The organism is Serratia sp. G204Y, assembly GCF_051172435.1.
In the GTDB taxonomy this organism is placed as follows: domain Bacteria; phylum Pseudomonadota; class Gammaproteobacteria; order Enterobacterales; family Enterobacteriaceae; genus Serratia; species Serratia sarumanii.
The window spans coordinates 194,485-220,556 of record NZ_JBPIZA010000006.1 but is presented as its reverse complement, the minus strand read 5'-3'; the positions used below and the strand labels follow the sequence as shown (position 1 = coordinate 220,556).

At 61.8% G+C, this 26,072-nt stretch carries 25 protein-coding genes; 15 read left to right on the top strand and 10 right to left on the bottom strand.

Annotated features, from left to right (window positions below):
* Positions 1–44: 44 nt before the first annotated feature.
* Together ACSBQQ_RS21710 and ACSBQQ_RS21705 are read right to left on the bottom strand one after the other, a co-directional pair.
* The gene (locus tag ACSBQQ_RS21710) at positions 45–827 is read right to left on the bottom strand and encodes a PhzF family phenazine biosynthesis protein (RefSeq protein ID WP_060429246.1); all 783 of its coding nucleotides are present in this window, start codon (positions 825–827) and stop codon (positions 45–47) included.
* A 10-nt stretch (positions 828–837) separates the two neighbouring features.
* Positions 838–1,440 carry a LysE family translocator gene (locus tag ACSBQQ_RS21705; RefSeq protein ID WP_039569226.1) on the bottom strand — a complete coding sequence of 201 codons (603 nt, stop codon included), beginning with the start codon at positions 1,438–1,440 and terminating at the stop codon, positions 838–840.
* A gap of 118 nt (positions 1,441–1,558) precedes the next feature.
* Here ACSBQQ_RS21705 and ACSBQQ_RS21700 point away from each other — a divergent pair, with 118 nt between their 5' ends.
* The 3 genes from ACSBQQ_RS21700 (at position 1,559) to ACSBQQ_RS21690 (ending at position 3,790) form a co-directional block, all read left to right on the top strand.
* The gene (locus ACSBQQ_RS21700; RefSeq protein WP_033649307.1) at positions 1,559–2,539 is read left to right on the top strand and encodes a hydrolase; all 981 of its coding nucleotides are present in this window, start codon (positions 1,559–1,561) and stop codon (positions 2,537–2,539) included.
* Positions 2,536–2,769, top strand: a complete 234-nt coding sequence (locus ACSBQQ_RS21695; RefSeq protein WP_004930376.1) for a YheU family protein — start codon at positions 2,536–2,538, stop codon at positions 2,767–2,769. Before ACSBQQ_RS21700 ends, ACSBQQ_RS21695 begins: the two co-directional genes overlap by 4 nt.
* A gap of 151 nt (positions 2,770–2,920) precedes the next feature.
* Positions 2,921–3,790, top strand: a complete 870-nt coding sequence (locus ACSBQQ_RS21690; RefSeq protein ID WP_004930374.1) for a phosphoribulokinase — start codon at positions 2,921–2,923, stop codon at positions 3,788–3,790.
* A gap of 38 nt (positions 3,791–3,828) precedes the next feature.
* Here ACSBQQ_RS21690 and ACSBQQ_RS21685 read toward each other — a convergent pair whose 3' ends face one another.
* Positions 3,829–4,236: an OsmC family protein gene (locus tag ACSBQQ_RS21685; RefSeq protein ID WP_004930372.1), complete on the bottom strand. Its 408-nt coding sequence runs from the start codon at positions 4,234–4,236 to the stop codon at positions 3,829–3,831.
* A 382-nt stretch (positions 4,237–4,618) separates the two neighbouring features.
* Between ACSBQQ_RS21685 and crp the strand changes: the two genes are divergently transcribed.
* Positions 4,619–5,251, top strand: coding sequence for a cAMP-activated global transcriptional regulator CRP (gene crp, locus ACSBQQ_RS21680; RefSeq protein WP_004090925.1), 633 nt, complete (start codon positions 4,619–4,621; stop codon positions 5,249–5,251).
* A 51-nt stretch (positions 5,252–5,302) separates the two neighbouring features.
* Positions 5,303–7,381: a YccS/YhfK family putative transporter gene (locus ACSBQQ_RS21675; RefSeq protein WP_033649309.1), complete on the top strand. Its 2,079-nt coding sequence runs from the start codon at positions 5,303–5,305 to the stop codon at positions 7,379–7,381.
* A 40-nt stretch (positions 7,382–7,421) separates the two neighbouring features.
* On the opposite strand, the gene argD is transcribed toward ACSBQQ_RS21675, so the two are convergent.
* From argD to ACSBQQ_RS21660, 3 genes are all read right to left on the bottom strand, one after another.
* Complete coding sequence (argD, locus tag ACSBQQ_RS21670; protein ID WP_033649310.1) at positions 7,422–8,639, bottom strand: bifunctional acetylornithine/succinyldiaminopimelate transaminase; 1,218 nt, start codon at positions 8,637–8,639, stop codon at positions 7,422–7,424.
* A 131-nt stretch (positions 8,640–8,770) separates the two neighbouring features.
* Positions 8,771–9,346 carry an aminodeoxychorismate synthase component II gene (locus ACSBQQ_RS21665; RefSeq protein ID WP_033636278.1) on the bottom strand — a complete coding sequence of 192 codons (576 nt, stop codon included), beginning with the start codon at positions 9,344–9,346 and terminating at the stop codon, positions 8,771–8,773.
* A 72-nt stretch (positions 9,347–9,418) separates the two neighbouring features.
* The gene (locus ACSBQQ_RS21660; RefSeq protein WP_043148392.1) at positions 9,419–10,945 is read right to left on the bottom strand and encodes a helicase HerA-like domain-containing protein; all 1,527 of its coding nucleotides are present in this window, start codon (positions 10,943–10,945) and stop codon (positions 9,419–9,421) included.
* A gap of 210 nt (positions 10,946–11,155) precedes the next feature.
* Here ACSBQQ_RS21660 and ACSBQQ_RS21655 point away from each other — a divergent pair, with 210 nt between their 5' ends.
* Entirely contained in the window at positions 11,156–11,425 is a 270-nt protein-coding gene (locus tag ACSBQQ_RS21655) for a hypothetical protein (protein ID WP_060429248.1), read from the top strand.
* 17 nt (positions 11,426–11,442) lie between these two features.
* Entirely contained in the window at positions 11,443–11,763 is a 321-nt protein-coding gene (locus tag ACSBQQ_RS21650; protein WP_225845547.1) for a type II toxin-antitoxin system RelE/ParE family toxin, read from the top strand.
* On the opposite strand, the gene btsR is transcribed toward ACSBQQ_RS21650, so the two are convergent.
* The 3 genes from btsR to ppiA all read right to left on the bottom strand — a co-directional run bounded on the left by btsR (position 11,721) and on the right by ppiA (position 14,857).
* A complete protein-coding gene (gene btsR, locus ACSBQQ_RS21645; RefSeq protein WP_048322006.1) occupies positions 11,721–12,446 on the bottom strand; it encodes a two-component system response regulator BtsR in 726 nt (241 codons plus the stop codon). The two genes, ACSBQQ_RS21650 and btsR, sit on opposite strands and share 43 nt — an antisense overlap.
* Positions 12,446–14,131, bottom strand: coding sequence for a sensor histidine kinase (locus ACSBQQ_RS21640; RefSeq protein WP_033636285.1), 1,686 nt, complete (start codon positions 14,129–14,131; stop codon positions 12,446–12,448). The genes btsR and ACSBQQ_RS21640 overlap by 1 nt, the downstream gene beginning before the upstream one ends.
* A gap of 156 nt (positions 14,132–14,287) precedes the next feature.
* A complete protein-coding gene (ppiA, locus tag ACSBQQ_RS21635) occupies positions 14,288–14,857 on the bottom strand; it encodes a peptidylprolyl isomerase A (protein WP_033636286.1) in 570 nt (189 codons plus the stop codon).
* 353 nt (positions 14,858–15,210) lie between these two features.
* Here ppiA and ACSBQQ_RS21630 point away from each other — a divergent pair, with 353 nt between their 5' ends.
* The 4 genes from ACSBQQ_RS21630 to tsgA all read left to right on the top strand — a co-directional run bounded on the left by ACSBQQ_RS21630 (position 15,211) and on the right by tsgA (position 19,283).
* Complete coding sequence (locus ACSBQQ_RS21630) at positions 15,211–15,549, top strand: PTS lactose/cellobiose transporter subunit IIA (protein WP_047571717.1); 339 nt, start codon at positions 15,211–15,213, stop codon at positions 15,547–15,549.
* Entirely contained in the window at positions 15,546–16,853 is a 1,308-nt protein-coding gene (locus ACSBQQ_RS21625; protein WP_033649315.1) for a 6-phospho-beta-glucosidase, read from the top strand. Before ACSBQQ_RS21630 ends, ACSBQQ_RS21625 begins: the two co-directional genes overlap by 4 nt.
* A 73-nt stretch (positions 16,854–16,926) precedes the next feature.
* A complete protein-coding gene (locus tag ACSBQQ_RS21620) occupies positions 16,927–17,907 on the top strand; it encodes a LacI family DNA-binding transcriptional regulator (protein ID WP_039569200.1) in 981 nt (326 codons plus the stop codon).
* 191 nt (positions 17,908–18,098) lie between these two features.
* Positions 18,099–19,283 carry an MFS transporter TsgA gene (tsgA, locus tag ACSBQQ_RS21615; RefSeq protein ID WP_033636290.1) on the top strand — a complete coding sequence of 395 codons (1,185 nt, stop codon included), beginning with the start codon at positions 18,099–18,101 and terminating at the stop codon, positions 19,281–19,283.
* 54 nt (positions 19,284–19,337) lie between these two features.
* Here tsgA and ACSBQQ_RS21610 read toward each other — a convergent pair whose 3' ends face one another.
* The gene (locus ACSBQQ_RS21610) at positions 19,338–20,606 is read right to left on the bottom strand and encodes a cytosine deaminase (RefSeq protein WP_033649318.1); all 1,269 of its coding nucleotides are present in this window, start codon (positions 20,604–20,606) and stop codon (positions 19,338–19,340) included.
* A 303-nt stretch (positions 20,607–20,909) separates the two neighbouring features.
* Here ACSBQQ_RS21610 and nirB point away from each other — a divergent pair, with 303 nt between their 5' ends.
* The 4 genes from nirB to cysG are packed head-to-tail and all read left to right on the top strand — an operon-like array spanning position 20,910 to position 26,053.
* Positions 20,910–23,459, top strand: coding sequence for a nitrite reductase large subunit NirB (gene nirB, locus ACSBQQ_RS21605; RefSeq protein WP_041036997.1), 2,550 nt, complete (start codon positions 20,910–20,912; stop codon positions 23,457–23,459).
* Entirely contained in the window at positions 23,456–23,782 is a 327-nt protein-coding gene (gene nirD / locus ACSBQQ_RS21600) for a nitrite reductase small subunit NirD (RefSeq protein WP_038878129.1), read from the top strand. Before nirB ends, nirD begins: the two co-directional genes overlap by 4 nt.
* A 16-nt stretch (positions 23,783–23,798) precedes the next feature.
* Complete coding sequence (gene nirC / locus ACSBQQ_RS21595; RefSeq protein ID WP_033649319.1) at positions 23,799–24,599, top strand: nitrite transporter NirC; 801 nt, start codon at positions 23,799–23,801, stop codon at positions 24,597–24,599.
* Positions 24,600–24,649: 50 nt separating this feature from the next.
* Positions 24,650–26,053 carry a siroheme synthase CysG gene (cysG, locus tag ACSBQQ_RS21590; RefSeq protein WP_049213867.1) on the top strand — a complete coding sequence of 468 codons (1,404 nt, stop codon included), beginning with the start codon at positions 24,650–24,652 and terminating at the stop codon, positions 26,051–26,053.
* The last annotated feature ends 19 nt before the right edge of the window (positions 26,054–26,072 follow it).

Here is a 26,072-nt window from a genome sequence, read left to right as displayed (position 1 = left end):
AATAAAAAAGTCTTCTTTATTACCCTGTGTAATATAAACGCGGATTACAGCGCGATCGTCCCGTGCAGGAACACGTGAGCATAGCCGCCGAGCAGCGTGCGATCCCCTTGCAGTTCGCAGAACAGTTCGCCGCCGCGTGCCGAGACCTGCTGCGCCTGCAGCCGATGGCGGCCGAGACGCGCCGTCCAGTAAGGCATCAGCGTGCAGTGCGCGGAGCCGGTAACCGGATCTTCACCGCCGTCGAGCGTGAAATAGCGCGACACGAAGTCCACGGTATCACCCGGCGCAGTGACGATCACCGCACACCCGGCCAGCGCGATCAGCGCCGGGATGTCCGGCCGCAGCGCGCGCACCTGCGCCTCGTTTTCCAGCACCACCATCAGCGCTTTCGCCTGCCACACCTCCTGCGGCTGCACGCCCAGCAGCGCCGCGAGGCCCGCCGGTTCAGCCACCTTCTGCGGCGGCCGAGCGGGGAAGTCGAGCACCAGCCGTTCCCCGTCCTGCGCATCGCGCTTGACGAACAGTTCGCCGCCGGCCGAGCGGAAGCGAATATCCTGCAGCGCCGGGTTAACCACGCTGAACATCACATGCGCCGCCGCCAGGGTGCCGTGGCCGCAGAGATCGACCTCGCGCTGCGGGGTAAACCAGCGGATGGCGGTCATGTCGCCGTCATCCCAGACAAAGCTGGTTTCCGGCAGGCCGATCTCGTTGGCGATCGCCTGCAGCCGCGCCGCCGGCAGCGGCTGTGTCAGCAGGCAAACCCCGGCCGGGTTGCCGCGCAGCCCTTCGCCGGTAAAGGCAACCACGTGATAATAATTTTCCGCCATCGTTCGCTCCTTAATGCCAGATCAGTAACACACAGGCTGCGGTCAACAACCCCATGGAAACGTTGAAGATAACCCAGGCCTTTTTGCTGCGCAGCAGGCGGCCGATCAGGGTGCCGAACGCCAGCCAGATAATGCCGGCGACGATGTTGACCGCCAAAATGCCCAGCGCGATCGCCGCAATGGACCCGTTGTACTTATCGCCCGCCAGGCTGAAGCTGGCCACCGCCCCCAGCGCCATCAGCCAGGCTTTCGGGTTGAGGAACTGCAGCAGCCAGCCCTGATACAGCCGCACCGGCTGCGGCGGCGCCACGTCGGTTTCCAGTTTTTCATAGGCGGCGGTGGCGACTTTCCATGCCAGCCACAGCAGGTACAAACTGCCGAGGATTTTCAGGATCAGGTGCAGCGACGGATAAACCAGGATCAGGCTGCCGACGCCGAAGGCCACCAGCAGCAAAATGCTTTGCATGCCGAGCATGATGCCGATCATCAGCCACAGCGAACGCATAAAGCCGAAGTTGGCGCCGGAAGTGGTCAGCAGCAGGTTATTGGGGCCGGGCGTGATGGCGGCGACCCACAGGAAGCCCAGCATCGAAAGGAATAAACTCGGTTCCATGGCACGGGTGCTCCTCACCCAAGGCGCTTTTTTGCAGTATCATTGTTAATTCTTGGTATTGAAGCTAACAGTGCGCTAGGGATCTCACAATAGCCGCCCACAACATTTTACTCAGCCTATGCCTAACACCTTTCGCCCTCTGACCGGGGCCAGTAACCCGCACCTGCAAACGCTGTTGCCGCGGCTGGTGCGCCGCCGCGTATTATTGAAACCGCATTGGCAGCGGCTGGAATTGCCCGACGGCGATTTCGTCGATCTCGCCTGGAGCGAGGATCCGGCGCAGGCGCGCGACAAACCGCGCGCGGTGCTGTTCCACGGCCTGGAGGGCAGCTTCTACAGCCCCTACGCGCATGGCCTGCTCAACGCCTGGCGCGAGCGCGGCTGGCTCGGCGTGGTGATGCACTTTCGCGGCTGCAGCGGCGTGCCCAATCGCAAGCAGCGCATCTACCACTCCGGTGAAACCGAAGACGCGCGCTTCTTCCTGCGCTGGCTGCGCGACCGCTACGGCGAGGTGCCGACCGCGGCGGTCGGCGTTTCGCTCGGCGGCAACATGCTGGCCTGCTACCTGGCGCAGCAAGGCGCCGACAGCCTGCTGCAGGCGGCGGTGGTGGTCTCGGCGCCGCTGATGCTGGAGCCCTGCGCCTACCGCATGGAGCAAGGCTTTTCCCGCGTTTATCAGCGCTACCTGCTGGGGCAGCTGAAACAAAACGCCACCCGCAAGCTGTTGCACTACCCGGACACCCTGCCGCTCAAGCTGTCCCAACTGAACGGTCTGCGGCGCATCCGCGAATTCGACGACGCCATCACCTCGCGCATTCACGGCTTCAGTGACGCCACCGACTATTATCGCCGCTGCAGCGCCCTGCCGCTGTTGCCGGCTGTCCAAACGCCGCTGCTGATCATCCATGCGAAGGACGATCCCTTCATGACCCCTGAGGTGATCCCCGACGTCGCCGGCCTGCCGCGCAATATCGAATATCAGCTGACCGAGTTCGGCGGCCACGTCGGCTTCGTCGGCGGCACGCTGAAAAAACCATACATGTGGCTGGAGCATCGCATTCCGGCCTGGCTTTCCCCTTATCTGGACATCCCGACGTGATCATTCCCTGGCAAGAACTGGCAACCGACACCCTCAACAGCCTGATCGAATCTTTTGTACTGCGCGAAGGCACCGATTACGGCGAGCACGAACGCTCGCTGGAACAGAAGGTGGAGGACGTGCGCCGCCAGCTGAAAAACGGCGAAGTGGTGCTGGTGTGGTCGGAACTGCACGAGAGCGTCAACATCATGCCGCGCGGCCAGTTCCGCGCCGGGCAGGAAGAAATTTAGTGGCGATCGGTTCTATGACTGACGGAAAAAATCAGGTAACAATGGGGCATTGCAAACCAGCGCGCGCCATTTTTTCCCGAGATAGAGAGCGTCAACAAGAGCCACAATAATCCCCTGACGCCGGCGCATTCAACACGGAGTGACAACCACCATGTCTGCCAAACATCCCGTTATCGCGGTGACCGGTTCCAGCGGCGCCGGCACCACCACCACCAGCGTGGCGTTCCGTAAAATATTCCAACAACTCAACATCCGCGCCGCCGAGCTGGAGGGCGACAGCTTCCACCGCTACACCCGGCCGGAAATGGACGCGGCGATCCGCAAGGCGCGCGATCTGGGCAGACACATCAGCTATTTCGGCCCCGAGGCCAACGACTTCGGCCTGCTGCAGCAGAGCTTCATCGACTACGGCAAGAACGGCACCGGGCGCTCGCGCAAGTATCTGCACACCTACGACGAAGCGGTGCCCTACAATCAGGTGCCGGGCACCTTCACCCCGTGGGAACCGCTGCCGGCGCCGACCGACGTGCTGTTTTACGAGGGGCTGCACGGCGGCGTGGTCACCGAGCACCATGACGTGGCCAAGCACGTCGACCTGCTGGTCGGCGTGGTGCCGATCGTCAACCTGGAGTGGATCCAGAAACTGATCCGCGATACCGGCGAGCGCGGCCACTCCCGCGAAGCGGTAATGGATTCGGTGGTGCGTTCGATGGAAGACTACATCAACTACATCACGCCGCAGTTCTCGCGCACCCACATCAACTTCCAGCGCGTGCCGACGGTGGACACCTCCAACCCGTTCGCCGCCAAGGCGATTCCCTCACTGGACGAAAGCTTCGTGGTGATCCACTTCCGCGGGCTGGATCAAATTGACTTCCCCTATTTGCTGGCGATGCTGCAGGGCTCGTTTATCTCGCACATCAATACGTTAGTGGTGCCGGGCGGCAAGATGGGGCTGGCGATGGAACTGATCATGGCGCCGCTGGTGCAGCGGTTGCTGGAAGGCAAGAAGATCGAATAAACGCGTTGAGCGCGGCGCCGGGCCGCGCTCCGCCTCGATTACGCCGGTTGGCGGATCTCGAAGCTGTGGGTCACCGTGGCGGCCTTGTTGAGCATCAGCGCCACCGAGCAATATTTCTCCGCCGACAGGTTCACCGCACGCTCGACGATCTTGTCGGTCAGGTCCTGGCCGGTAACGATGAAATGCAGGTTGATATGGGTGAACAACCGCGGAGCTTCTTCGCGGCGCTCGGAGGTCAGCTTCACCTCGCAGTCGCGCACGTCGTTGCGCCCTTTTTGCAGGATGGACACCACGTCGATCGCGCTGCAGCCGCCCACCGACATCAGCACCATCTCCATCGGGCTGGGTGCTTTATCGCCGGCGTTGCCGTCCATCAGCACCTGGTGGCCGGAGGCCGATTCACCCAAAAACGTTAACCCTTCCACCCATTTAACTCTTGCCTGCATTCTGGTCACTCCGGTTGATTTCTTAAAATCAGAGTACGCTTTCGCATAGAAACAGGCAACGTAACCTGATGCTAATCATGCTGAAGCGAGACAACACGAGACACCCGCCTTACTCTGTGCTACAAACAGAGCCGCAATAAATCTTTCCGGGACACTGAATTTCAGGGAAACGCCCAGAGAAAGGCTCCTTTACCGGTATGTTAACAGAATGTAGCTTGCAGCGCTTACGGCAAGTTAATATGCTAGAGCGACAGCGTATTTTTATGACACGCCTCAAAACTTGCCGGTAGCCCTCGCTCATGACTGCGGCTACAGGCGGGTTTTACAGGGAACTCTGACCCCTGTGACACAAGGCAGCGATAACAACAGAGGATAACAGCGAATGGTTCTCGGCAAACCGCAAACAGACCCTACTCTCGAATGGTTCCTGTCTCATTGCCATATCCACAAATATCCATCGAAGAGTACGCTGATTCACCAAGGTGAAAAGGCCGAAACGCTTTACTACATCGTGAAAGGCTCCGTCGCGGTGCTGATCAAGGATGAAGAAGGTAAAGAGATGATCCTGTCCTACCTCAACCAGGGGGATTTCATCGGCGAGCTCGGATTGTTCGAAGAAGGCCAGGAGCGCAGCGCCTGGGTTCGCGCGAAAACCGCCTGTGAAGTGGCCGAAATCTCCTACAAGAAATTCCGCCAGCTGATCCAGGTGAACCCGGACATCCTGATGCGTCTGTCCGCCCAAATGGCGAGCCGCCTGCAGGTCACCTCCGAAAAAGTGGGCAACCTCGCCTTCCTGGACGTTACCGGCCGCATCGCGCAAACCCTGCTGAATCTGGCGAAGCAACCCGACGCCATGACTCACCCGGACGGCATGCAGATCAAGATCACCCGCCAGGAGATCGGCCAGATCGTCGGCTGCTCGCGCGAAACCGTTGGCCGTATTCTGAAAATGCTGGAAGATCAAAACCTGATTTCCGCCCACGGCAAAACCATTGTCGTCTACGGCACCCGTTAATCCCTGAAGAAACGGCGCAATCTGCGCCGTTTTTTTTATCTGCTCTCTGCCATGTGGCGCCGCCTGATCTACCACCCGGAAATCAACTACGCACTGCGACAAACGCTGGTGTTGTGCCTGCCGGTGCTGTTCGGCCTGCTGATAGGCCAGCTGCAGCTCGGCCTGATGTTCTCTCTGGTGCCCGCCTGCTGCAATATCGCCGGTCTGGACACGCCGCATAAGCGCTTCTTTAAACGGCTGGTGGTTGGCGGCTCGCTGTTCGCCTTCAGCAGCGTGCTGCTGCAACAGGCACTGCTGTGGCACGTGCCGCTGCCGGCGCTGATGCTGGGCCTGGCGCTGCTGCTCGGCGTCACCGGTGAAATCAGCCCGCTGCACGCCCGGCTGTTGCCGGCGGCGCTGGTGGCCGCCATCTTCGCCCTCAGCACGGCCGGCACGGTGCCCATCTGGCAGGCGCCGCTGCTGTACGCCATCGGCACCGTCTGGTACGGCTTATTCACCTGGTTCTGGTTCAAGCTGTGGAAAGAGCAGCCGATGCGCGAGACCCTGAGCCAGCTCTACCTGGAACTGGCGGACTATTTCGAAGCCAAATACTCGCTGCTGACCCAGCACACCGATCCGCAAACCGCGCTGCCGCCGCTGCTGGTGCGCCAGCAAAAGGTGATGGATCTGATCAGCCTGTTGTACCAACAGCTTAATTTCCTGCCGCACGCCAACAACCTCGAGCAAAAGCGCCTGCAGCGCGCCTTTCAGGTGGCGATGGATCTGCAGGAGCACATCACCGTCAGCCTGCATCTGCCGGAGGAGGTGCAAAAACTGGTGGAGCAGAGCCAGGCCGAAGCGATCATTCGCCGCAACGCTCAGGTGATCGCCGGCCGGCTGCGCGTAGTGGCGCACGATATTCTCTATCATCAACATTCGAAGCGCTTCTCCATGGCCCACGAGCTGGCGGCGCTGGAAAAAATGGCGGCGCAGCATCCCGATAACCCGGTCGGCCAGTTTTGTTATTACCACTTCAGCCGCATCGCCCGCCTGCTGCGCACCCAGCATCCGCTATACCGCCGCGACCTGATGCCCGGCCAGCACCGCCTGCCGTTTTGGCCGGCGCTGGCCAGCTATCTGTCGTTCAAGTCCACCGCCCTGCGCAACGCCGCGCGGCTGGGCGTGACGCTGGCAGTCGGCAGCAGCCTGGGTGCGGTGTTCAATCTGCCGAAGCCTTACTGGATCCTGCTCACCATCATGCTGGTGAGCCAAAACGGGTATAACGCCACCCGGGTGCGTATTCAGCACCGTGCGCTGGGCACGATTGCCGGGCTTTTGCTGGCGGCCGGGCTGCTGCAGCTGCAGTTGCCGGAAGGCGAAACGCTGAGCATCATGTTGGTGATCACGCTGCTGGCCTACCTGGTTTCGCGCAAGAACTACGGGCTGTCGGTGATTGGCTTTACGGTCACGGCGGTTTACACCCTGCAGCTGCTGGCGCTGAACGGCTCGCATTTTCTGGTGCCGCGCCTGATCGATACGCTGATCGGCTGCGTGTTGGCGTTCGGCGGCACCATTTGGCTATGGCCGCAGTGGCAAAGCGGGCTGCTGCGCAAGAATGCCCATCAGGCGCTGGAGCACGATCAAACCGCGCTGCGGTTGATGCTGGAACAGCCGGAACCGGACGCCACCGCGTTGGCCTATACCCGCATGCAGGTCAACCAGGCGCACAATGCGCTATTCACCTCGCTCAATCAGGCGATGCAGGAGCCGGGGTTCGCGTCGGACTATCTGGCGGACATGCGGCTGTGGGTCACGCATAGCCAGTTCATCGTCGAGCACCTGAACGCCATGACCATTCTGGCGCGCGAACACTACATGCTGACGCCAAAACTGGCGGAAGCGTATCTGCAGGCCTGTGAAATCGCGCTGCAAAGCTGCCAACAGCGGTTGGAATACGACGGCCCGAGCAGCGGCAACAGCGGCATCATGCAGCCGCCGGATCTGCATCCGGAGATGCCCGTTACCGAGATGGAGCGCCATCTGCGGCGCATTCTGTCGCACCTGAGCGTGATGCACACCATTTCTTCGCTGGCCTGGCGCCAGCGCCCGCACCACGGCATTTGGCTCAAGCGCAAACTGCGCGATCAATAAGGGCGCGGCATGCCGCGCCCCGTTATATGCCGCGCGGGCGTCAGGCGTTGATCACATCCTGCACCGCCAGCTCGAACAGCGCCATGCCGGCCTCGATATCCTGCAGCTCCACCACCAGTGACGGCGCGAAACGAATCACGTTCGGCCCGGCATTGAGGATCATCAACCCGCGCGCGGCGGCGGCGGTGAGGAAGTCGCGCGCTCTGCCGTGATAATGCGGCGTCAGCTCGGCGCCAATCAGCAGCCCCATGCCGCGAATCGCGGTGAAAATACCGTATTTATCGCCGATATGCTGCAAAGCCTGCACATACAGCGCATGACGCTGCTCGATGCCGCTCAGCACCTCCGGCGTATTGATCACGTCCAGCGCCGCCTCCGCCACCGCGCAGGCCAGCGGGTTGCCGCCGTAGGTGGTGCCGTGGGTGCCCACCTGCATCACCGACGCAATGTCTTCGGTGGTCAGCATGGCGCTGACCGGGAAACCGCCGCCCAGCGCCTTGGCGGTGGTGAGAATGTCCGGCGTCACGCCATAATGCATATAGGCGAACAGTTTGCCGCTGCGCCCCATGCCGCTTTGCACTTCGTCGAACACCAGCAGCGCCTGATGTTGGTCGCACAGCTCGCGCACGCCTTTGAGGAAGCCGGCATCGACCGGCGTAATGCCGCCCTCGCCCTGAATCGGTTCCATCACCACCGCGCAGGTGTGGTCGTCCATCACCGCCTTCACCGCCGCCAAATCGTTGAACGGCACGTGCACGATGTCGGCCGGCTTCGGCCCGAACCCGTCGGAATATTTGGCCTGCCCGCCCACCGACACGGTGAACAGCGTGCGGCCGTGAAACGCGTTATAGAAGGCGATGATTTTGGTTTTGTAGGGGCTGTGGCGGGTGATGGCGTAATGACGCGCCAGTTTGAACGCCGCCTCGTTGGCCTCTGCGCCGGAGTTGGCGAAGAACACCCGATCGGCGAAGGTGGCGTCGATCAGTTTGCTCGCCAGGCGCAGCGCAGGCTCATTGGTGAAGACGTTGCTGGTATGCCACAGGGTTTCGCCTTGGCGTTTGAGCGCCTCGACCAGCGCCGGATGGCAGTGCCCCAGCGCCGTCACCGCGATGCCGCCGGAAAAATCGATGTACTCTTTTCCCTGTTGATCCCAGACCCGGCTGCCTTGGCCGCGCACCGGCACAAACTGGGCAGGTGCATAAACAGGCAGGATCACCTGGTCAAAGGTGCTGCGGCTCACTGCGGATTTTTCAGTCATTTTCGGCTCCACCCTGAAGGTTTTTCAGCGCTATCGTAATGTCATATTGAAAACATAATCACGAAATATGCATAAAAAACCAATCAAGCGCAAACGCAAAACGCCTGGCGGGCAAAAAAAACGCATCGGGATTAACGCTGGAGGAAATTATCCAGCAGCTGATGGCCCTGCTCGCTGAGCACGCTTTCCGGATGGAACTGCACGCCTTCCAGCGCCAAAGTGCGGTGGCGGATGCCCATAATCTCGTCGCACACGCCGTCGCGTTCGCTCCAGGCGGTCACTTCAAAACAGTCCGGCAGCGTATCGGCCTTCAGCACCAGCGAGTGGTAGCGGGTCACGGTCAGCGGATCGCTCAGGCCGCGAAACACGCCGACGCCCAGGTGACGAATCGCCGAGGTTTTGCCGTGCATCACCGCGCGGGCGCGCACCACCTCGGCGCCGAACGCCTGCCCCAGCGCCTGGTGCCCCAGGCACACGCCGAGGATCGGCAGTTTGCCGGCGAAATGACGAATGGCGGCCAGCGAGATACCCGCTTCGTTCGGGGTGCAGGGGCCAGGGGAAATCACCAGATGCTGCGGCGCCAGCCGCTCGATATCGGCCAGCTGCAGCTCATCGTTGCGCTTCACCAGCACCTCGGCGCCCAATTCGCAGAAGTACTGGTAAAGGTTATAGGTAAAGGAGTCGTAGTTATCGATCAGCAGCAGCATGTTAGGTCCGGCAGAGAAAAATGCCGCCACAGTGTACTGATTTAACCCGCCGCTGCCGACGATAATTTCCGCTTACTTTTTACGGCCGCCGGTGATCGAGCCCAGCACGCCGCGCAGGATCTGGCGGCCGAGATCGCGCGCCATGCTCTTGGCGGCGGTCTGGACAATGCCGTCGCGCTTGCCGCCGCGCGGGCCGGTGGAACCGAACAACAGCTCGCTCAAGCCGTCCATCAGGCCGCCGCCCGCCTGCTGTTGTTGCTGTTGCGCCTGCGGTTGCTGCCCCTGCTGCGGGGTGCCGACGGTGGCAAAACCGCCCGACGACAGCTTCTCGTAGGCGGACTCGCTGTCGATCATATCCTCATAGCGGCCATACAGCGGCGACTTGTTGATCGCACTGTTCAGCCCTTCCGCGCCGAGCATGCCCATTTTGGATTCCGGCGCGATCACCATCGCCCGCTCCACCACGTTCGGCCGGCCCTTCTCGTCGAGGAATGACACCAGCGCTTCACCCACGCCCAGCTCGGTGATCGCCGTTTCGGCATCGAAGGCCGGATTGGCGCGCAGGGTTTGCGCCGCCGTCTTCACCGCCTTCTGATCGCGCGGCGTGAAGGCGCGCAGCGCATGCTGCACGCGGTTACCCAGCTGGCCCAGCACGCTGTCCGGGATGTCCAGCGGGTTCTGGGTGACAAAGTAAATGCCGACGCCTTTGGAGCGGATCAGGCGCACCACCTGTTCGATCTTGGTCAGCAGCGCCGCCGGCGCGTCGTTGAACAGCAGGTGCGCCTCATCGAAGAAGAACACCAGCTTCGGCTGTTCAGGGTCGCCCACTTCCGGCAGGTGCTCGAACAGCTCAGCCAGCAGCCACAGCAGGAACACCGAATACAGCTTCGGCTGATTGATCAGCTTGTCCGCCGCCAGCAGGTTGATCACGCCGTGGCCGTTGGCGTCGGTTTTCATCAGATCGTTGATGTCGAGCATCGGCTCGCCGAAGAACTGGTCAGCGCCCTGCTCTTCCAGCGTCAGCAACCCGCGCTGAATAGCGCCGATCGACGCGGCAGAGATATTGCCGTACTGAGTCTGGAATTGTTTGGCGTTGTCGCCGACGAACTGCAGCATGGTGCGCAAATCCTTCATGTCCAGCAACAGCAGCGCGTTGTCATCGGCGATCTTGAACACCAGCTGCAGCACGCCGCTTTGCACCTCGTTCAGATCCAACAGGCGCCCCAGCAGCAGCGGCCCGAGATCGGAAATCGTGGCGCGGATCGGGTGCCCCTTTTCACCGTAAATATCCCACGGGATAATGGTGCAGGCCTGCGGCTGCCAGTCGCTGACGCCGATCGCCGCCAGGCGCGCCTGCAGTTTCTCGGAAGGCACGCCCTCGGCGCCGATGCCGGACAGATCGCCCTTCACGTCCGCCAGGAACACCGGCACGCCGATGCGCGAGAACTGTTCGGCCATTTTCTGCAGCGTCACCGTCTTGCCGGTGCCGGTTGCCCCGGTGATCAGCCCGTGGCGGTTGGCCAACGCCGGCAAAATCACCAGATCCTGCTCCGGTTTTCCGTCTTTCATCGCTTTGGCGATAATCCGTGGTTCACTCATTTTCTGTTCCTTTGACGCTGACGCGGCGCGAAACGCGCCTGTGGATGCAATAAAGCTATAAGCGCCGCGTAACCCCGTCAAGGACAAACAAAAAGGGCGCCGTCGGGGCCTGATGAATTCAGATTGCGCTTAGCGTCAAAGCGCCTTTGCTTGAACAATAAAGCACCAGTGCTATAGTGAGCATTACGCTGTATATACGAGGTAAATACCATGTCTGAATCTACCGTGGTAATCCGCGTGGATGAAGAGTTAAAAACCGCTTTCGCCAGCGCGGCAAAGGCCGCCGATCGCACGGCTTCGCAACTGCTGCGTGATTTCATGCGCGAGTTTGTCCGCCGCCAGGCGCAACAGGAAGAGTACAACCAGTGGTTAAAGGAAAAGGTCGAGGTAAGCCGCAAGGCGTTGCGTGAAAGCAAATTCGCCGACGATGAAGAGGTGGCCGCTTATTTCGCCGAACGCAGAGCCAAATCAACGCGATAAAACACAAAAGGACTTTTGTGAAACTGACATGGACGGAACCCGCCATCGCCGATCGTCTGGCGATTTATGAATGGTTGGAACTTAAAAATCCGGCCGCCGCCGCAGAAAATGATGCAAAAATCGCTGACGCGGCGGCACGCCTCGTGCATCATCCCGCCAGCGGGAAAACGGGGCGGATAGCGGTACGCGCGAGCTGGTCATCTCCCCGTCCTATTTGCTGGTCTATGAATGGGCGGCTCAACGCGTCATCGTATTGGCCATCGTGCATACTCGCCGTCGGTGGCCGCCGGCATAGTCACCCCCGCAGCCCCAACTGCTCCTTCAGCGCTTTCAAATAGCGCCGGCTGACCGGCACCGGATCGCCTGCCGACATGATCATCTCCGCCGCGCCGCCCTCTTCGAAGCGGATCTCGCGCACCTGCTCCAGATTGACCAGATACTGCCGATGGCAGCGCACCAGCGGCGTACGGCTTTCCAGCGTGCGCAGCGTCAGCTCGGTGAAACACTCCATGCCGTCGCTGCGCACCACGAAGACCCCGCTCAGTTTGGAGCGGATCGCCAGCACTTCGTCGAAGCGCAGCAGATAGATGCGGCTGTGGCCGGTGCAGGGAATGTATTTCAGGTAACCGGCGCTCTCTTCCAGCGCCGCCACGTCCTGCGGCGCACTGCGCTGCCGCAGACGTTGCAGCGTCTTGCTCAGCCGCTTCGGCTCCGCCGGCTTCAACAGGTAGTCGAAGGCGTGCTCCTCGAACGCCTGCACCGCGTATTCGTCGTAGGCGGTCAGAAACACGATGTGCGGCATGCGGTTGGGATCCAGCATGCCGACCATTTCCAGCCCGCTGATGCGCGGCATCTGGATATCGAGAAACACCACGTCCGGCTGCAGCCGGTGGATCTGGCTGATGGCTTCGATGGCGTTGGCGCACTCGCCGATAATCGCGATCCCCGCTTCAGCTTCCAGCAGGTGGCGCAGGTTGTCGCGCGCGGAAGGTTCATCGTCAACAATCAGTGCGTTTAACATCAGGCGGCCCTCTCCATGGGAACATTGAGCGTAATGCGGGTGTAGGCGTCCGGTCGGCAATCCACCTGCACGCCATAGCCTTCGCCGTAGCGCACGCGAATGCGTTTATCCACCAGGTTCATCCCCAGCCCGCTGCAGTTCGGTTTCGGCTGGAACAGCCCGGCGTTGTCCGTCACCTGCAGCAGCAGATGCTCCCCTTCGCAGCAGGCGCCGATTTCGATGCGGCCCACGCCCAGCAGATGCGAGGTGCCATGCTTGATGGCGTTCTCGACGATCGGCTGCAGCGAGAACGCCGGCAGCCGCACCGCCAACAGCGCCTCCGGCAGCGATACCGCGATCTCCAGCCGATCGGCGAAGCGCGCTTTCTCGATCTGCAGGTAGGCGTTCACGTGTTCAATCTCGTCCGCCAGGCTGACTTCGTCATCCGAGCGTTTGAGGTTTTTACGAAAGAAGGTCGAGAGAGACTGCACCAGATCGCAGGCGCGTTCGCCATCGCGGCGGATCACCGCCACCAGAGTATTCAAGGCATTGAACAGGAAATGCGGATTGACCTGCGCATGCAGCAGCTTGATCTCCGACTGCGCCAGCAGCTGCTTGTGGCGCTCGTACTGTCCGGCCATGATCTGCGCCGACAGCAGGCTGGCGATGCCTTCGCCCAGCGTACGGTTGATGGTGCTGAACAGCTGGCTTTTCGGCTCATACAGCTTGATGGTGCCGATCACCCGCTGATTTTCGCCGCGCAGCGGGATCACCAGCGTCGATCCCAGCTTGCAGGCCGGATTGATCGAGCAGCAGTAAGAGAGCTGATTGCCGTCGGCGTACACCACCTCGTTGTTGTCGATGGCGCGATGCGAATGCACCGAGGCGATCGGCGTGCCCGGCAGGTGGTGGTCGTCGCCGATGCCGATAAACGCCAGCAGCTTGTCGCGATCGGTGATCGCCACCGCGCCGATGCCCAGCTCCTGATAGATCACCCGGGCGACCTTCATGCTGTTCTCCTGATCGAAGCCCTGCCGCAGGATGCCCTCGGTGCGCTCGGCGATCTTCAGCGCCTTGGAAGAGAAGGCGCTGGTGTATTTTTCGAACATCGCGCGCCGATCCAGCAGGATTTGCATGAACATCGCCGCACCGACGGTATTGGCGATCATCATCGGCAGCGCGATGTGCTCCACCAGCTGCAACGCTTCGTCGTAGGGGCGCGCCACCGCCAGGATGATCGCCATCTGCAGCACTTCCGCCACCAGCGCCACGCCGCCGACAAACAGCGGATTGAACAGCAGCTCGATGCGCCCGCGGCGCATGGCGATGCTGTGTACGATGCCGCCGACCAGGCCTTCCGACACCGTGGAAATCGCGCAGGCCACGTCGGTCATGCCGCCGAGCGTATAGCGGTGCAGGCCGCCGGTCAGCCCGACCAGAAAGCCCACCGACGGCCCGCCCAGCAGACCGCCCAGGACCGCGCCTATCGCGCGGGTGTTGGCGATCGAATCCTGAATGTGCAGCCCGAAATAGGTGCCCATGATGCAGAACACCGAGAAGATCACGTAGCACAGCAGCTTGTGCGGCAGGCGGATGGTCACCTGCATCAGCGGGATGAACAGCGGGGTTTTGCTCAGCAGATAGGCGATAACGAGATAGACGCACATCTGCTGCAACAGCAACAGCACCTGGTTAAATTCATACATGGCAGCAACTCATCCAGAGACAACAAAGGGCGAACGCCGGATTTCCGGTCTGATTATTGTCTGCAGATTAGAGCATGAGGCGCGGGAGAAAACAGTGATGAAGGCAAGGCTTCGAGAGGAAGGAGCGGCCGACCCCAACGGGATCGGCCAAAAAACTTACGGCAGCACCTTGGCCGACAGAATCACCACCGGTTTGGTCGGCACATTCTGGTAAGGGCCGACGTTGCCGGTTGGCACCTGGGCAATTTTGTCCACCACGTCCATGCCTTTCACCACTTTGCCGAACACCGCGTAGCCGAAGTCACGCTGGCCGTGATCCAGGAAGGCGTTATCCGCCACGTTCAGGAAGAACTGGCTGGTGGCGCTGTCCTTGTCGGCGGTGCGCGCCATCGAGATGGTGCCGCGCAGGTTGCGCAAGCCGTTGTCGGCTTCGTTCTTGATCGGCGCCTTGGTGGATTTTTGCTGCATGTCAGCGGTGAAACCGCCGCCCTGGATCATAAAGCCCGGGATCACGCGATGGAAAATGGTGTTGTTGTAGTACCCGCTGTTCACGTAATCGACGAAGTTCTGGGTGGAAACCGGTGCCTTCTGGCTATCGAGCGCCAACTCGATATTCCCCGCCGAGGTCGTCAGCATGACGTGGGTCTCACCGGCGGCGAGTGCGGCTGGCGCCATCGCTGTGAGGGAACACAGCGCGACGAAGGTCACTAAAGTACGTTTGAACATTAACGGGTCCTTTCTCTGAGAGACAAACAACGGAAAAGCGCTTTGATTCTAAAGAGCTGTATCGGCAAGTACCAGCCATTTACCTATATTTACCCAATTACGGGACATATCCTAGGCGGCCCTGAATTTTGCTGCGGAAAGTATGGGCGCAGAAGGCTTTTTTGCCAACCGCATCACGCATTTTTTGCCCCGCGCCGCCCTGGGTTGATTTTTGCGATCTGCCTCCCAGTTTGCACACGCATTGCCGTTACTCTATATAAATGAGAGCGCTCTCATTATAAAAAGAGCGGATACTGAAGCATCCCACGGCGGCGTCGCCGCGCAACCCCTGGAGAAATGACGTGAGTGAACTGATGACTGAAGTCAGCCCCGAGTTTGAAAGCACCATCATGGAACTGCTGGTGTTCTCCGGCAGCGCGCGCAGCAATGCGTTGACGGCGCTGCGGCAAGCGCGCGCCGGCGATTTCGCCGCCGCGGCCAGGCACATGGCCGAGTCCAAAGAGTGGGTGAAGAAAGCACACCTGATCCAGACCGAGCTGATCGGCCTGGACGAAGGCTGCGGCAAGCTGGCGATCAACCTGATCACCGTGCATGCGCAGGATCATCTGATGAACGCCATGGTGATCCAGGATCTGGCCGACGACATGATCGAGCTCTATCGCCGTCAGTCGCAGACGGAGGGCCGCCCATGAGCGCACTCAAAATCGCCGTGATCGGCGGCGGCAGCAGCTACACCCCCGAACTGGTCGATGGGCTGATCCAGCGCATCGAGGAGCTGCCGGTCACCGAGCTGGCGCTGGTGGACGTCGAACCGGGCCGGCAAAAAGTGGAAACCATCGCCGCCCTGACCCGCCGCATGCTGGCGCGCCACGGGCTGGAGCAGGTGAAGGTCAGTGTGCACTTTGCGCTGGACGACGCCATTCGCGGCGCCGCCTTCGTGCTGACCCAGTTCCGCGTCGGGCAACTGCCGGCGCGCGCCGCCGACGAACGGCTGGGCCTGAAATACCAGCTGCTCGGCCAGGAGACCACCGGCGTCGGCGGCTTCGCCAAGGCGCTGCGCACCATCCCGGTGATGCTGGACATCGCTCGCCGGGTGGAAAAACTGGCGCCGGACGCCTGGATCATCAACTTCACCAACCCGGCCGGCATCGTCACCGAGGCGGTGTCCCGCTTTACCAAAGCGAAGATCATCGGCCTGTGCAACGTGCCGATCAGCATGCATCACATGATCGCCAACATGCTGCAGGCGCCTTACGCCGACGTGCAGCTGCGCTTCGCCGGCCTGAACCACATGGTCTGGGTGCATCAGGTCACGCAGCAGGGGCGCGACGTCACCGCCAAGGTGATCGACATGCTGTGCGACGGCGCGGCGCTGACCATGAACAACATCAAGGAAGAGCCCTGGCAGCCGGACTTCCTGCGCGCGCTCGGCGCTATCCCCTGCCCCTACCACCGCTATTTTTACCAGACCCGCGAGATGCTGGCGGAAGAGATGGCCGCCGCCGGCGAGCGCGGCACCCGCGCCGAGCAGGTGATGCAGGTGGAGAAAGAGCTGTTCGAGCTGTATGCCGATCCGCAGCTGAACACGAAACCGGAGCAGCTCAGCTTCCGCGGCGGTTCTTTCTATTCCGAAGTTGCGCTGGAGCTGATTCGTGCTATCCATAATAATCTCGGCACGCAATTAGTGGTCAACACCGCAAACCGCGGCGCTATCCATGGCCTGCCGGACGATGCTGTGATAGAAATCAACTGTATCGTTGATGCTCAGGGCGCGCACCCGCTGACCTTCGGCCCGCTGCCGGAGCCGATGCAGGCCCTGACGCAGCAGGTGAAAGCCTACGAACGCCTGACCATCGAGGCGGCGGTGCACGGCGATCGCCGCAGCGGGTTGCTGGCGCTGATCGCCAACCCGTTGGTGGGCAACGCCAACCTGGCGCAGCCGCTGCTGGAAGAGGTGTTGACGATAAACGCGCCGTATTTGCCGCAGTTCAGGTAAGCGGCTATACGCAGCCAGACAGGGGTTCGGCGCGCCGAACCCATTTTTTTAGCCGTAATTCAGGAGTGGGACGATGGTGACACTGGAAGATGTCGCAGCGCTGGCGGGCGTTTCGCGCGCCACCGTATCGCGCGTGGTGAACGGCGACAGCAACGTCAAGGCGCCGACCCGCGAGAAGGTTGAACGCGCCGTTGCCCAGCTCGGTTACACCCCCAACCCGGCGGCCCGCGCGCTCGCCTCCAGCCACAGCAATACCCTTGGGCTGGTCACCACCTCGTACCGCGGCGGCTTTTTCGGCGCGCTGATGGACTTCGTGCAGACCGAGGCCGAATCCCACGGCAAACAGCTGCTGGTGACCCAGGGCCGCAACAGCGCCGAAAACGAATGGCAGGCGGTGCAGCGGCTATTTAGCCTGCGCTGCGACGGCGTGATCCTGCACGTGCGTTTTCTCAGCGACGATCGGCTGCGCCAATTGGCGGCGGAGCAACGTGATTTCGTATTGCTCGATCGTCTGGTGCCGGGGCTGGAAGACCGCTGCGTCACCTTCGATCACCCGCTCGCCAGCCGCATGGCGACGCAGCAGCTGCTCGATGCCGGGCACCGGCGCATCGCCTGCATCAGCGGCCCACGTGAACGCCCGTCGAGCCGCCTGCGGCTGCAGGGATTTGAAGAGGCGATGCAGGCGGCGAATATTGAGCCGGTGGCCTGCCTGGAGGGCGTCTACGATCTGGAAAGCGGTTACCGCTGCGCCGATCGGCTGCTGCGGCAAGCCGCGCGGCCCAGCGCCATCTACTGCTGCAACGAAGAGATGGCGATCGGCGCGCTGCTGGCGATCAACGAACACCGCCTGCGGGTGCCGCAGGATATCTCCTTGATCTGCTACGACAGCGGCGAACGCGCGCCTTTCGTGCGCCCGGCGTTGAGCAGCGTACATTTTCCCATCAGCGAGATGGCCCAATACGCGGCGCGCAGGTTGATCGACCCCGCCACCCCGGCGCACCGGTTTGAGCCGACGATCGTCAACCGTGATTCCGTTGTGACGGTACGCAAATAGATCACAATAATGCACACCGGCCCTTCATGGGTTACATCAAAAAGTCGACAGCCATCACAAAAAATCCCGTTGTCTGTGCTAGGATCCGCCCCCTGGTGGCCTGATCGGGACTTTTTTCTGCGTTTGCCAGGAAAAACCAGCGGCCTTATGCCAGCGTTAAAACCTCTAACAGACATATTCAGGCCTATACAATGAATGACAGTAACCGCATACGGCTTACCTGGATCAGCTTCTTTTCGTACGCGCTGACCGGTGCTTTAGTGATCGTCACAGGGATGGTGATGGGAAACATTGCAGAGTACTTTAACCTGCCGGTTTCCAGCATGAGCAACACCTTTACTTTCCTCAACGCCGGTATTTTGATTTCGATCTTCCTCAATGCCTGGCTGATGGAAATCATCCCGCTGAAGCGTCAGCTGATCTTCGGCTTTGTCCTGATGGTGCTGGCGGTCGCAGGGCTGATGCTCGGCAAGAGCCTGACCATGTTCTCGCTGTGCATGTTTATCCTCGGCGTGGTTAGCGGTATCACCATGTCGATCGGCACCTTCCTGATCACCCACATGTATGCCGGCCGCCAGCGCGGTTCGCGCCTGTTGTTCACCGACTCCTTCTTCAGCATGGCCGGAATGATCTTCCCGATCGTCGCCGCGATGCTGCTGGCCCGCCACATCGGCTGGTACTGGGTTTATGCCTGCATCGGCCTGCTGTACGTGGGGATCTTCGTGCTGACCCTGTGCTCCGAATTCCCGGTGCTGGGCAAGAAAGGCGCCGACGCCGGCCAGCCGGTCGAGAAAGAAAAATGGGGCATCGGCGTGCTGTTCCTGTCGATCGCCGCGCTGTGCTACATCCTCGGCCAGCTGGGCTTCATTCAGTGGGTGCCTGAGTACGCCACCAAGTCGTTCAACATGGACATCGGCCAGGCCGGTAAGCTGGTGAGCGACTTCTGGACCTCTTACATGGTCGGCATGTGGGTGTTCAGCTTCATCCTGCGCTTCTTCGATCTGCAGCGCATCGTGACCGTGCTGGCCGCACTGGCTACCGGCGCGATGTACCTGTTCGTCAGCACCGACAACCCGGAGCACCTGGGCTACTACATCATGGCTCTGGGCTTCGTTTCCAGCGCCATCTACACCACGCTGATCACCCTCGGCTCGCTGCAGACCAAGGTCTCCTCGCCGAAGCTGGTCAACTTTATCCTGACCTGCGGCACCATCGGCACCATGTTGACCTTCGTGGTTACCGGCCCGATCGTGGCGAAAGGCGGCGCGCACGCGGCGCTGACCACCGCCAACGGCCTGTATTTGGCGGTGTTCGTGATGTGCCTGCTGCTGGGCTTCGTGACCAAGCACCGCAGCCACGGCCACGTGACGCACTGATTTCTTCGCATCAAAGACATCAGGGGCGCCCGCAAGGCGCCCTTTTTTTGCGCCTTAACGCCGAAAATCCACCGTTTCATCCTGCTGCAGATGCAGCGTGGTTTCCGCCGGCCGCGTTTCGGCGATCACCGCCCCCTGGCGAATCGAGTAGCGCACCGGCGTCTGGCGGCGCACCGCGTCGAAGCCGCTTTCCGCCGGCAGGATCACCAGGTTGGCGCTGTTGCCGGCCGCCAGGCCGTAGTCGCTCAGGTTAAGGGTGCGCGCGCTGTGGCTGGTGATCAGCTTCAGCCCGTCGTCGATCTGGCCATAGCCCATCAGCTGGCACACGTGCAGCCCCATATGCAGCACCTGCAGCATGTTGGCGGTGCCGAGCGGATACCAGGGATCGAACACGTCGTCGTGGCCGAAGCAGACGTTGATCTGCGCCTCCAGCATCTCCTTCACCCGCGTTACGCCGCGCCGTTTCGGGTAGCTGTCGAAACGGCCCTGCAGGTGAATGTTCACCAGCGGATTGGCGACGAAGTTGATGCCGGACATTTTCAGCAGGCGGAACAGCCGCGAGGCGTAAGCGCCGTTGTAAGAGTGCATCGCCGTGGTGTGGCTGGCGGTGACTTTCGCCCCCATCTCCAGCTTCAGCGCCAGCGCCGCCACGGTCTCGACGAAGCGCGATTGCTCGTCGTCGATCTCATCGCAGTGCACGTCCACCAGCCGATCGTATTTTTGCGCCAGCGCAAACGCCTTATGCAGCGATTCCACGCCGTACTCGCGGGTGAATTCGAAATGCGGAATGGCGCCCACCACGTCGGCCCCCAGCCGCAGCGCCTCTTCAAGCAGCGCTTCGCCGTTGGGGTAGGAAAGGATCCCCTCCTGCGGGAAGGCGACGATCTGCAGCGTCACCCAGGGCGCCACCTCCTGTTTCACCTCCAGCATGGCGCGCAGCGCGGTCAGCGTGGGATCGGAAACGTCGACGTGGGTGCGCACATACTGCACGCCGTTGGCGATCTGCCACTTGAGCGTTTGCCAGGCGCGCTGTTTGACATCTTCATGGGTCAGCAACGCTTTGCGTTCGGCCCAGCGCTCAATGCCCTCGAACAGCGTGCCGGACTGGTTCCAAGCCGGCTGACCGGCGGTTTGCGTGGTATCCAGGTGAATATGCGGTTCGACGAACGCCGGCAGCGCCAGCCCGCCCTGCGCATCCAACACGTCGCTGCGCCACTCCTGCCCTTCCGGCTGCGGCACCAGATGCGCGATGCGCCCCTGCTCAATCGCCAGTTGCCACAATCCTTCATGCCCGCTTAAACGCAGGTTATCGATAAACTTCAATGGACGTTTCGCCACCCTTCACCTCTGCCGTTGCGCTGGTTTTCTTCATCATACTGGCAGCGGATCGCGCTGACAAAGTCACCGTTGCCTGCCTACCCCCTGTGTTTACTCCCTGCGGGGTAGTTTGCATGTAAACTGACTCGCTTCAGCTAAAGGTGAATAAAATCCGCAACTTATCAAAAAACGTGAAAAATCATCCATATACCACGTTAGAGGTATATGAGGGTGTGATTGATTTGCATCAATAAATTGCCCATTGGGAGAGATAAGGTAAGCCTAGGAAACCAGAATTTTGAGGCAATAATGAGCAGAGTCAAACTTGCCGTCGTCGGCAATGGCATGGTCGGCCACCGGTTCATCGAAGATCTGTTGGATAAAGCAGACAAAGACCAGTTCGAAATCACCGTATTTTGCGAAGAGCCGCGCATCGCTTACGATCGCGTGCACCTCTCTTCCTACTTCTCGCACCACACCGCCGAAGAGCTGTCGCTGGTGCGCGAAGGCTTTTACGAAAAACACGGCGTGAAGGTGCTGGTCGGCGAGCGCGCCATCACCATCAATCGCGACGAGAAGGTCATCCACTCCAACACCGGCCGCACCGTCTATTACGACAAGCTGATCATGGCCACCGGTTCCTATCCGTGGATCCCGCCGATTAAAGGTTCGGATAGCCAAGACTGCTTCGTTTACCGCACCATCGAAGACCTGAACGCCATCGAAGCCTGCGCGCGCCGCAGCAAACGCGGTGCGGTGGTCGGCGGCGGGCTATTGGGGCTGGAAGCCGCCGGCGCGTTGAAAAGCCTGGGGGTGGAAACGCACGTGATCGAGTTCGCCCCGATGCTGATGGCCGAACAGCTCGACCCGATGGGCGGTGACCAGCTGCGCCGCAAGATCGAGCGCATGGGCGTCAAGGTACACACCGGCAAAAATACCCAGGAGATCGTCAACGGCGGCGGCACCGCGCGCAAAACCATGCATTTCGCCGACGGCAGCCTGCTGGAAGTGGATTTCATCGTGTTCTCCACCGGCATCCGCGCCCAGGACAAGCTGGCGCGCCAGTGCGGGCTGGAGATTGGCCGCCGCGGCGGCATCGCCATCAACGACAGCTGCCAGACGTCGGATCCGGACGTCTACGCCATCGGTGAGTGCGCCGCCTGGCGCGATCGCACCTTCGGCCTGGTGGCGCCGGGTTACAAAATGGCGCAGGTGGCCGTCGATCACCTGCTGGGCCGCGAAAACGGCTTCCAGGGCGCCGACATGAGCGCCAAGCTGAAGCTGCTGGGCGTGGACGTCGGCGGCATCGGCGATGCTCACGGCCGCACCGAGGGCGCCCGCAGCTACGTTTATCTGGATGAAAGCAAAGAAGTCTACAAACGCATCGTGGTCAGCGCCGACAACAAAACCCTGCTCGGCGCGGTGCTGGTGGGCGACACCAGCGATTACGGCAACCTGCTGCAGCTGGCGTTGAACGGCATCGAGCTGCCGGAAAACCCGGACGGCCTGATCCTGCCGGCTCATGCGGGCAGCAAACCGGCCATCGGCGTGGATTCGCTGCCGGAAAGCGCGCAGATCTGCTCCTGCTTCGACGTCAGCAAAGGCGACATCATCCAGGCGGTCAACAAAGGCTGCCACACCGTGGCGGCGCTGAAGGCCGAAACCAAGGCCGGCACCGGCTGCGGCGGCTGCATCCCGCTGCTCACCCAGGTGTTGAACGCCGAGCTGAGCAAGCAAGGCATCGAGGTCAACCATCACCTGTGCGAACACTTCGCCTACTCGCGCCAGGAGCTGTTCCACCTGATCCGCGTCGAAGGCATCAAGTCGTTCGAGGCGCTGCTGGCCAAATACGGCAAAGGCTACGGCTGCGAAGTGTGTAAGCCGACCGTCGGCTCGCTGCTGGCTTCTTGCTGGAACGAATACATCCTCAAGCCGCAGCATACGCCGCTGCAGGATACCAACGACAACTTCCTCGGCAATATCCAGAAAGACGGCACCTACTCGGTGATCCCGCGCTCCGCCGGCGGCGAAATCACCCCGGACGGCCTGCTGGCCATCGGCCAGATCGCCAAGGAGTACAACCTCTACACCAAAATGACCGGCTCGCAGCGCATCGGCATGTTCGGCGCGCAGAAAGACGACCTGCCGGCCATCTGGCGCAAGCTGCTCGCCGCCGGCTTTGAAACCGGCCACGCTTACGCCAAGGCGCTGCGCATGGCGAAAACCTGCGTCGGCAGCACCTGGTGCCGCTACGGCGTCGGCGACAGCGTCGGCTTCGGCGTCACGCTGGAACATCGCTACAAAGGTATCCGCACCCCACACAAAATGAAGTTCGGCGTCTCGGGCTGTACCCGTGAATGCGCCGAAGCGCAGGGCAAGGACGTCGGCATCATTGCCACCGAGAACGGCTGGAACCTGTATGTCTGCGGCAACGGCGGCATGAAACCGCGCCACGCCGATCTGCTGGCCGCCGACCTCGATCGCGATACCCTGGTGCGCTACCTCGACCGCTTCATGATGTTCTATATCCGCACCGCCGATAAGCTGCAGCGCACCTCGGTGTGGCTGGAGAGCCTGGAAGGCGGCATCGATTACCTGCGCAAGGTGATCATCGACGACAAGCTCGGCATCAACGACCAGCTGGAAGCGGAGATCGCCCGCCTGCGCGATGCGGTGATCTGCGAGTGGAAAGAGACCGTCGAGCACCCGGAAACGCAGCTGCGCTTCGCCCACTTCGTCAACAGCCCGCTGCGCGATCCGAACGTGCAGGTGGTGGCCGAACGCGACCAGCACCGCCCGGCGCGCCCTGACGAGCGCATTCCCGTCACCCTGATCGATACCGAGGAGAGCCACGCATGAGCCAGTGGATTACCGTTTGTCCCGTCGCCGACATTCTGCCCGGCACCGGCGTGTGCGCCCTGATCGGCGATCGGCAGGTGGCGGTGTTCCGCCCCTATGCCGACGAGCAGGTGTTCGCCATCAGCAATATCGACCCTTTCGCCCAGGCCAGCGTGCTGTCGCGCGGCCTGATCGCCGAGCATCAGGGCGAGCTGTGGGTCGCCAGCCCGCTGAAGAAACAGCATTTCCGCCTGTACGACGGCCACTGTCTGGAAGACGACAGCCGTTCCGTCGCCAGCTTCACCAGCCGGGTGGTCGACGGCATCGTGCAAGTCGCGGCATAACCTTTCGGGAGGCAACATGTTTACCGACACGATCAACAAATGCGCCGCCAACGCGGCGCGCATCGTCCGCCTGGCGAAGGAGAGCCCGCTCGGCTTTTGGATCAGCTCGGCGATGGCGGGCGCCTACGTCGGCCTCGGCATCATTCTGATCTTCACCCTCGGCAACCTGGTCGACCCAAGCGTGCGGCCGCTGGTGATGGGCGCCACCTTCGGCATCGCCCTGACGCTGGTGATCATCGCCGGTTCCGAGCTGTTCACCGGCCATACGATGTTCCTGACGCTCGGCGTCAAGGCCGGCACCATCCGCCAGAGCCAGATGTGGGCGGTGCTGCCGCAAACCTGGCTCGGCAACCTACTCGGCTCGGTGCTGGTGGCGCTGATGTATTACTACGGCGGCGGCAGCCTGCTGCCGGTGGATACCAGTCTGGTGCACAGCGCCGCGCTGGCGAAAACCACCGCGCCGGCCGAGGTGCTGTTCTTCAAGGGCGTATTGTGCAACTGGCTGGTCTGCCTGGCGATTTGGATGGCGATCCGCGTCGAAGGCGCCGCCAAATTCATCGCCATCTGGTGGTGCCTGCTGGCCTTTATCGCCTCGGGTTACGAACACTCCGTCGCCAACATGACGCTGTTCGCCCTCTCCTGGTTCGGCAACCACAGCGAGGCCTACACCCTCGCCGGCATTGGCCACAACCTGCTGTGGGTGACGCTGGGCAACATCCTGTCCGGCTCGGTGCTGATGGGCCTGGGGTATTGGTACGCTACGCCGCGCACCGAACGCCCGCAGGCGGCTAAAGCCGCCGCACGTCAGACCGCCTGAGTTTTCGGGGGCGCATTTCGCCCCCACACTGATTACCCCGAGGAGTGCCGATGGACTACCTGCCGATTTTCTGCCAACTGCAACACAAAGCCTGCCTGCTGGTGGGCGGCGGCGAGATCGCCGAACGCAAGGCGCGCCTGCTGCTGGACGCCGGCGCGGCGCTGACCGTCAACGCCCTGGCATTCAGCCCACAGTTCCACCACTGGGCTGGAGAAGGCTTGCTGACGCTGGCCGAGGGCGAATTCAGCCCGGCCCTGCTGGCGGAAAAATGGCTGGTGATCGCCGCCACCGACCGGCTGGAGGTCAACGCACTGGTGTATCAGTGCGCCAACCAGCAGCGGGTGTTCTGCAACGTGGTGGACGATCCAAAACGCGCCAGCTTTATCATGCCGTCGATCATCGACCGTTCGCCGATCATGGTGGCGGTGTCCTCCGGCGGCAAAGCGCCGGTGCTGGCGCGGCTGCTGCGCGAGAAGCTGGAAGCGATGCTGCCGCAGCACCTCGGCAAGCTGGCCCAGCTGGGCGGCTCGCTGCGGCAGCGGGTAAAACAACGCTTCAGCAGCCTCGGCGCGCGCCGTCGCTTCTGGGAACGGTTATTCGCCCACGATCGGCTGGCGCAGTCGCTGGCCAACGACGACGCCGCGCTGGCCGAACGCCAGCTCGAGCAGCTGTTCAGCGAACGGCCGGAAGATCGCGGTGAAGTGGTGCTGGTGGGCGCCGGGCCGGGCGATGCCGGCTTGCTGACGCTGAAAGGGCTGCAGCAGATCCAGCAGGCTGACGTGGTGGTTTACGACCGGCTGGTCTCCGAAGAGATCATGACGCTGGTGCGCCGCGACGCCGAACGCATCTTCGTCGGCAAACGCGCCGGCCACCACTGCGTGCCGCAAGAGCAAATCAACCAAATCCTGCTGCAGCAGGCGCTGCAAGGCAAACGCGTGGTGCGCCTGAAGGGCGGCGATCCCTTTATCTTCGGCCGCGGCGGCGAAGAGCTGGAGACGCTGGCGGACGCCAACGTGCCGTTCTCTGTGGTGCCGGGCATTACCGCCGCCTCCGGCTGTTCCGCCTACAGCGGCATCCCGCTCACCCACCGCGACCATGCGCAGAGCGTGCGCCTGGTGACCGGCCACGCCAAGGCCGACGGCGGATTGGACTGGGCGACGCTGGCCGCCGGGCAGCAGACGCTGGTGTTCTATATGGGGCTAACGCAGGCAGCGGAGATCCAGCGCCAGCTGATCGCACACGGCTTGCCGGCCGCCACACCGGTAGCGCTGGTGGAAAACGGCACGTCCTGCCGCCAGCGGGTGATCGAAGGCGAGCTCGGCCAACTGGGCGCCTTGTCCCTGCAGGCCGCCAGCCCCAGCCTGATCATCGTCGGCAGCGTGGTCAGCCTGCGCAGCAAGCTCAATTGGTTCGCCAGCGAGGAACCGCCCGCCGGCCTGGCGCAAATGGCGTGATACCGACGTAAAAAAAGCG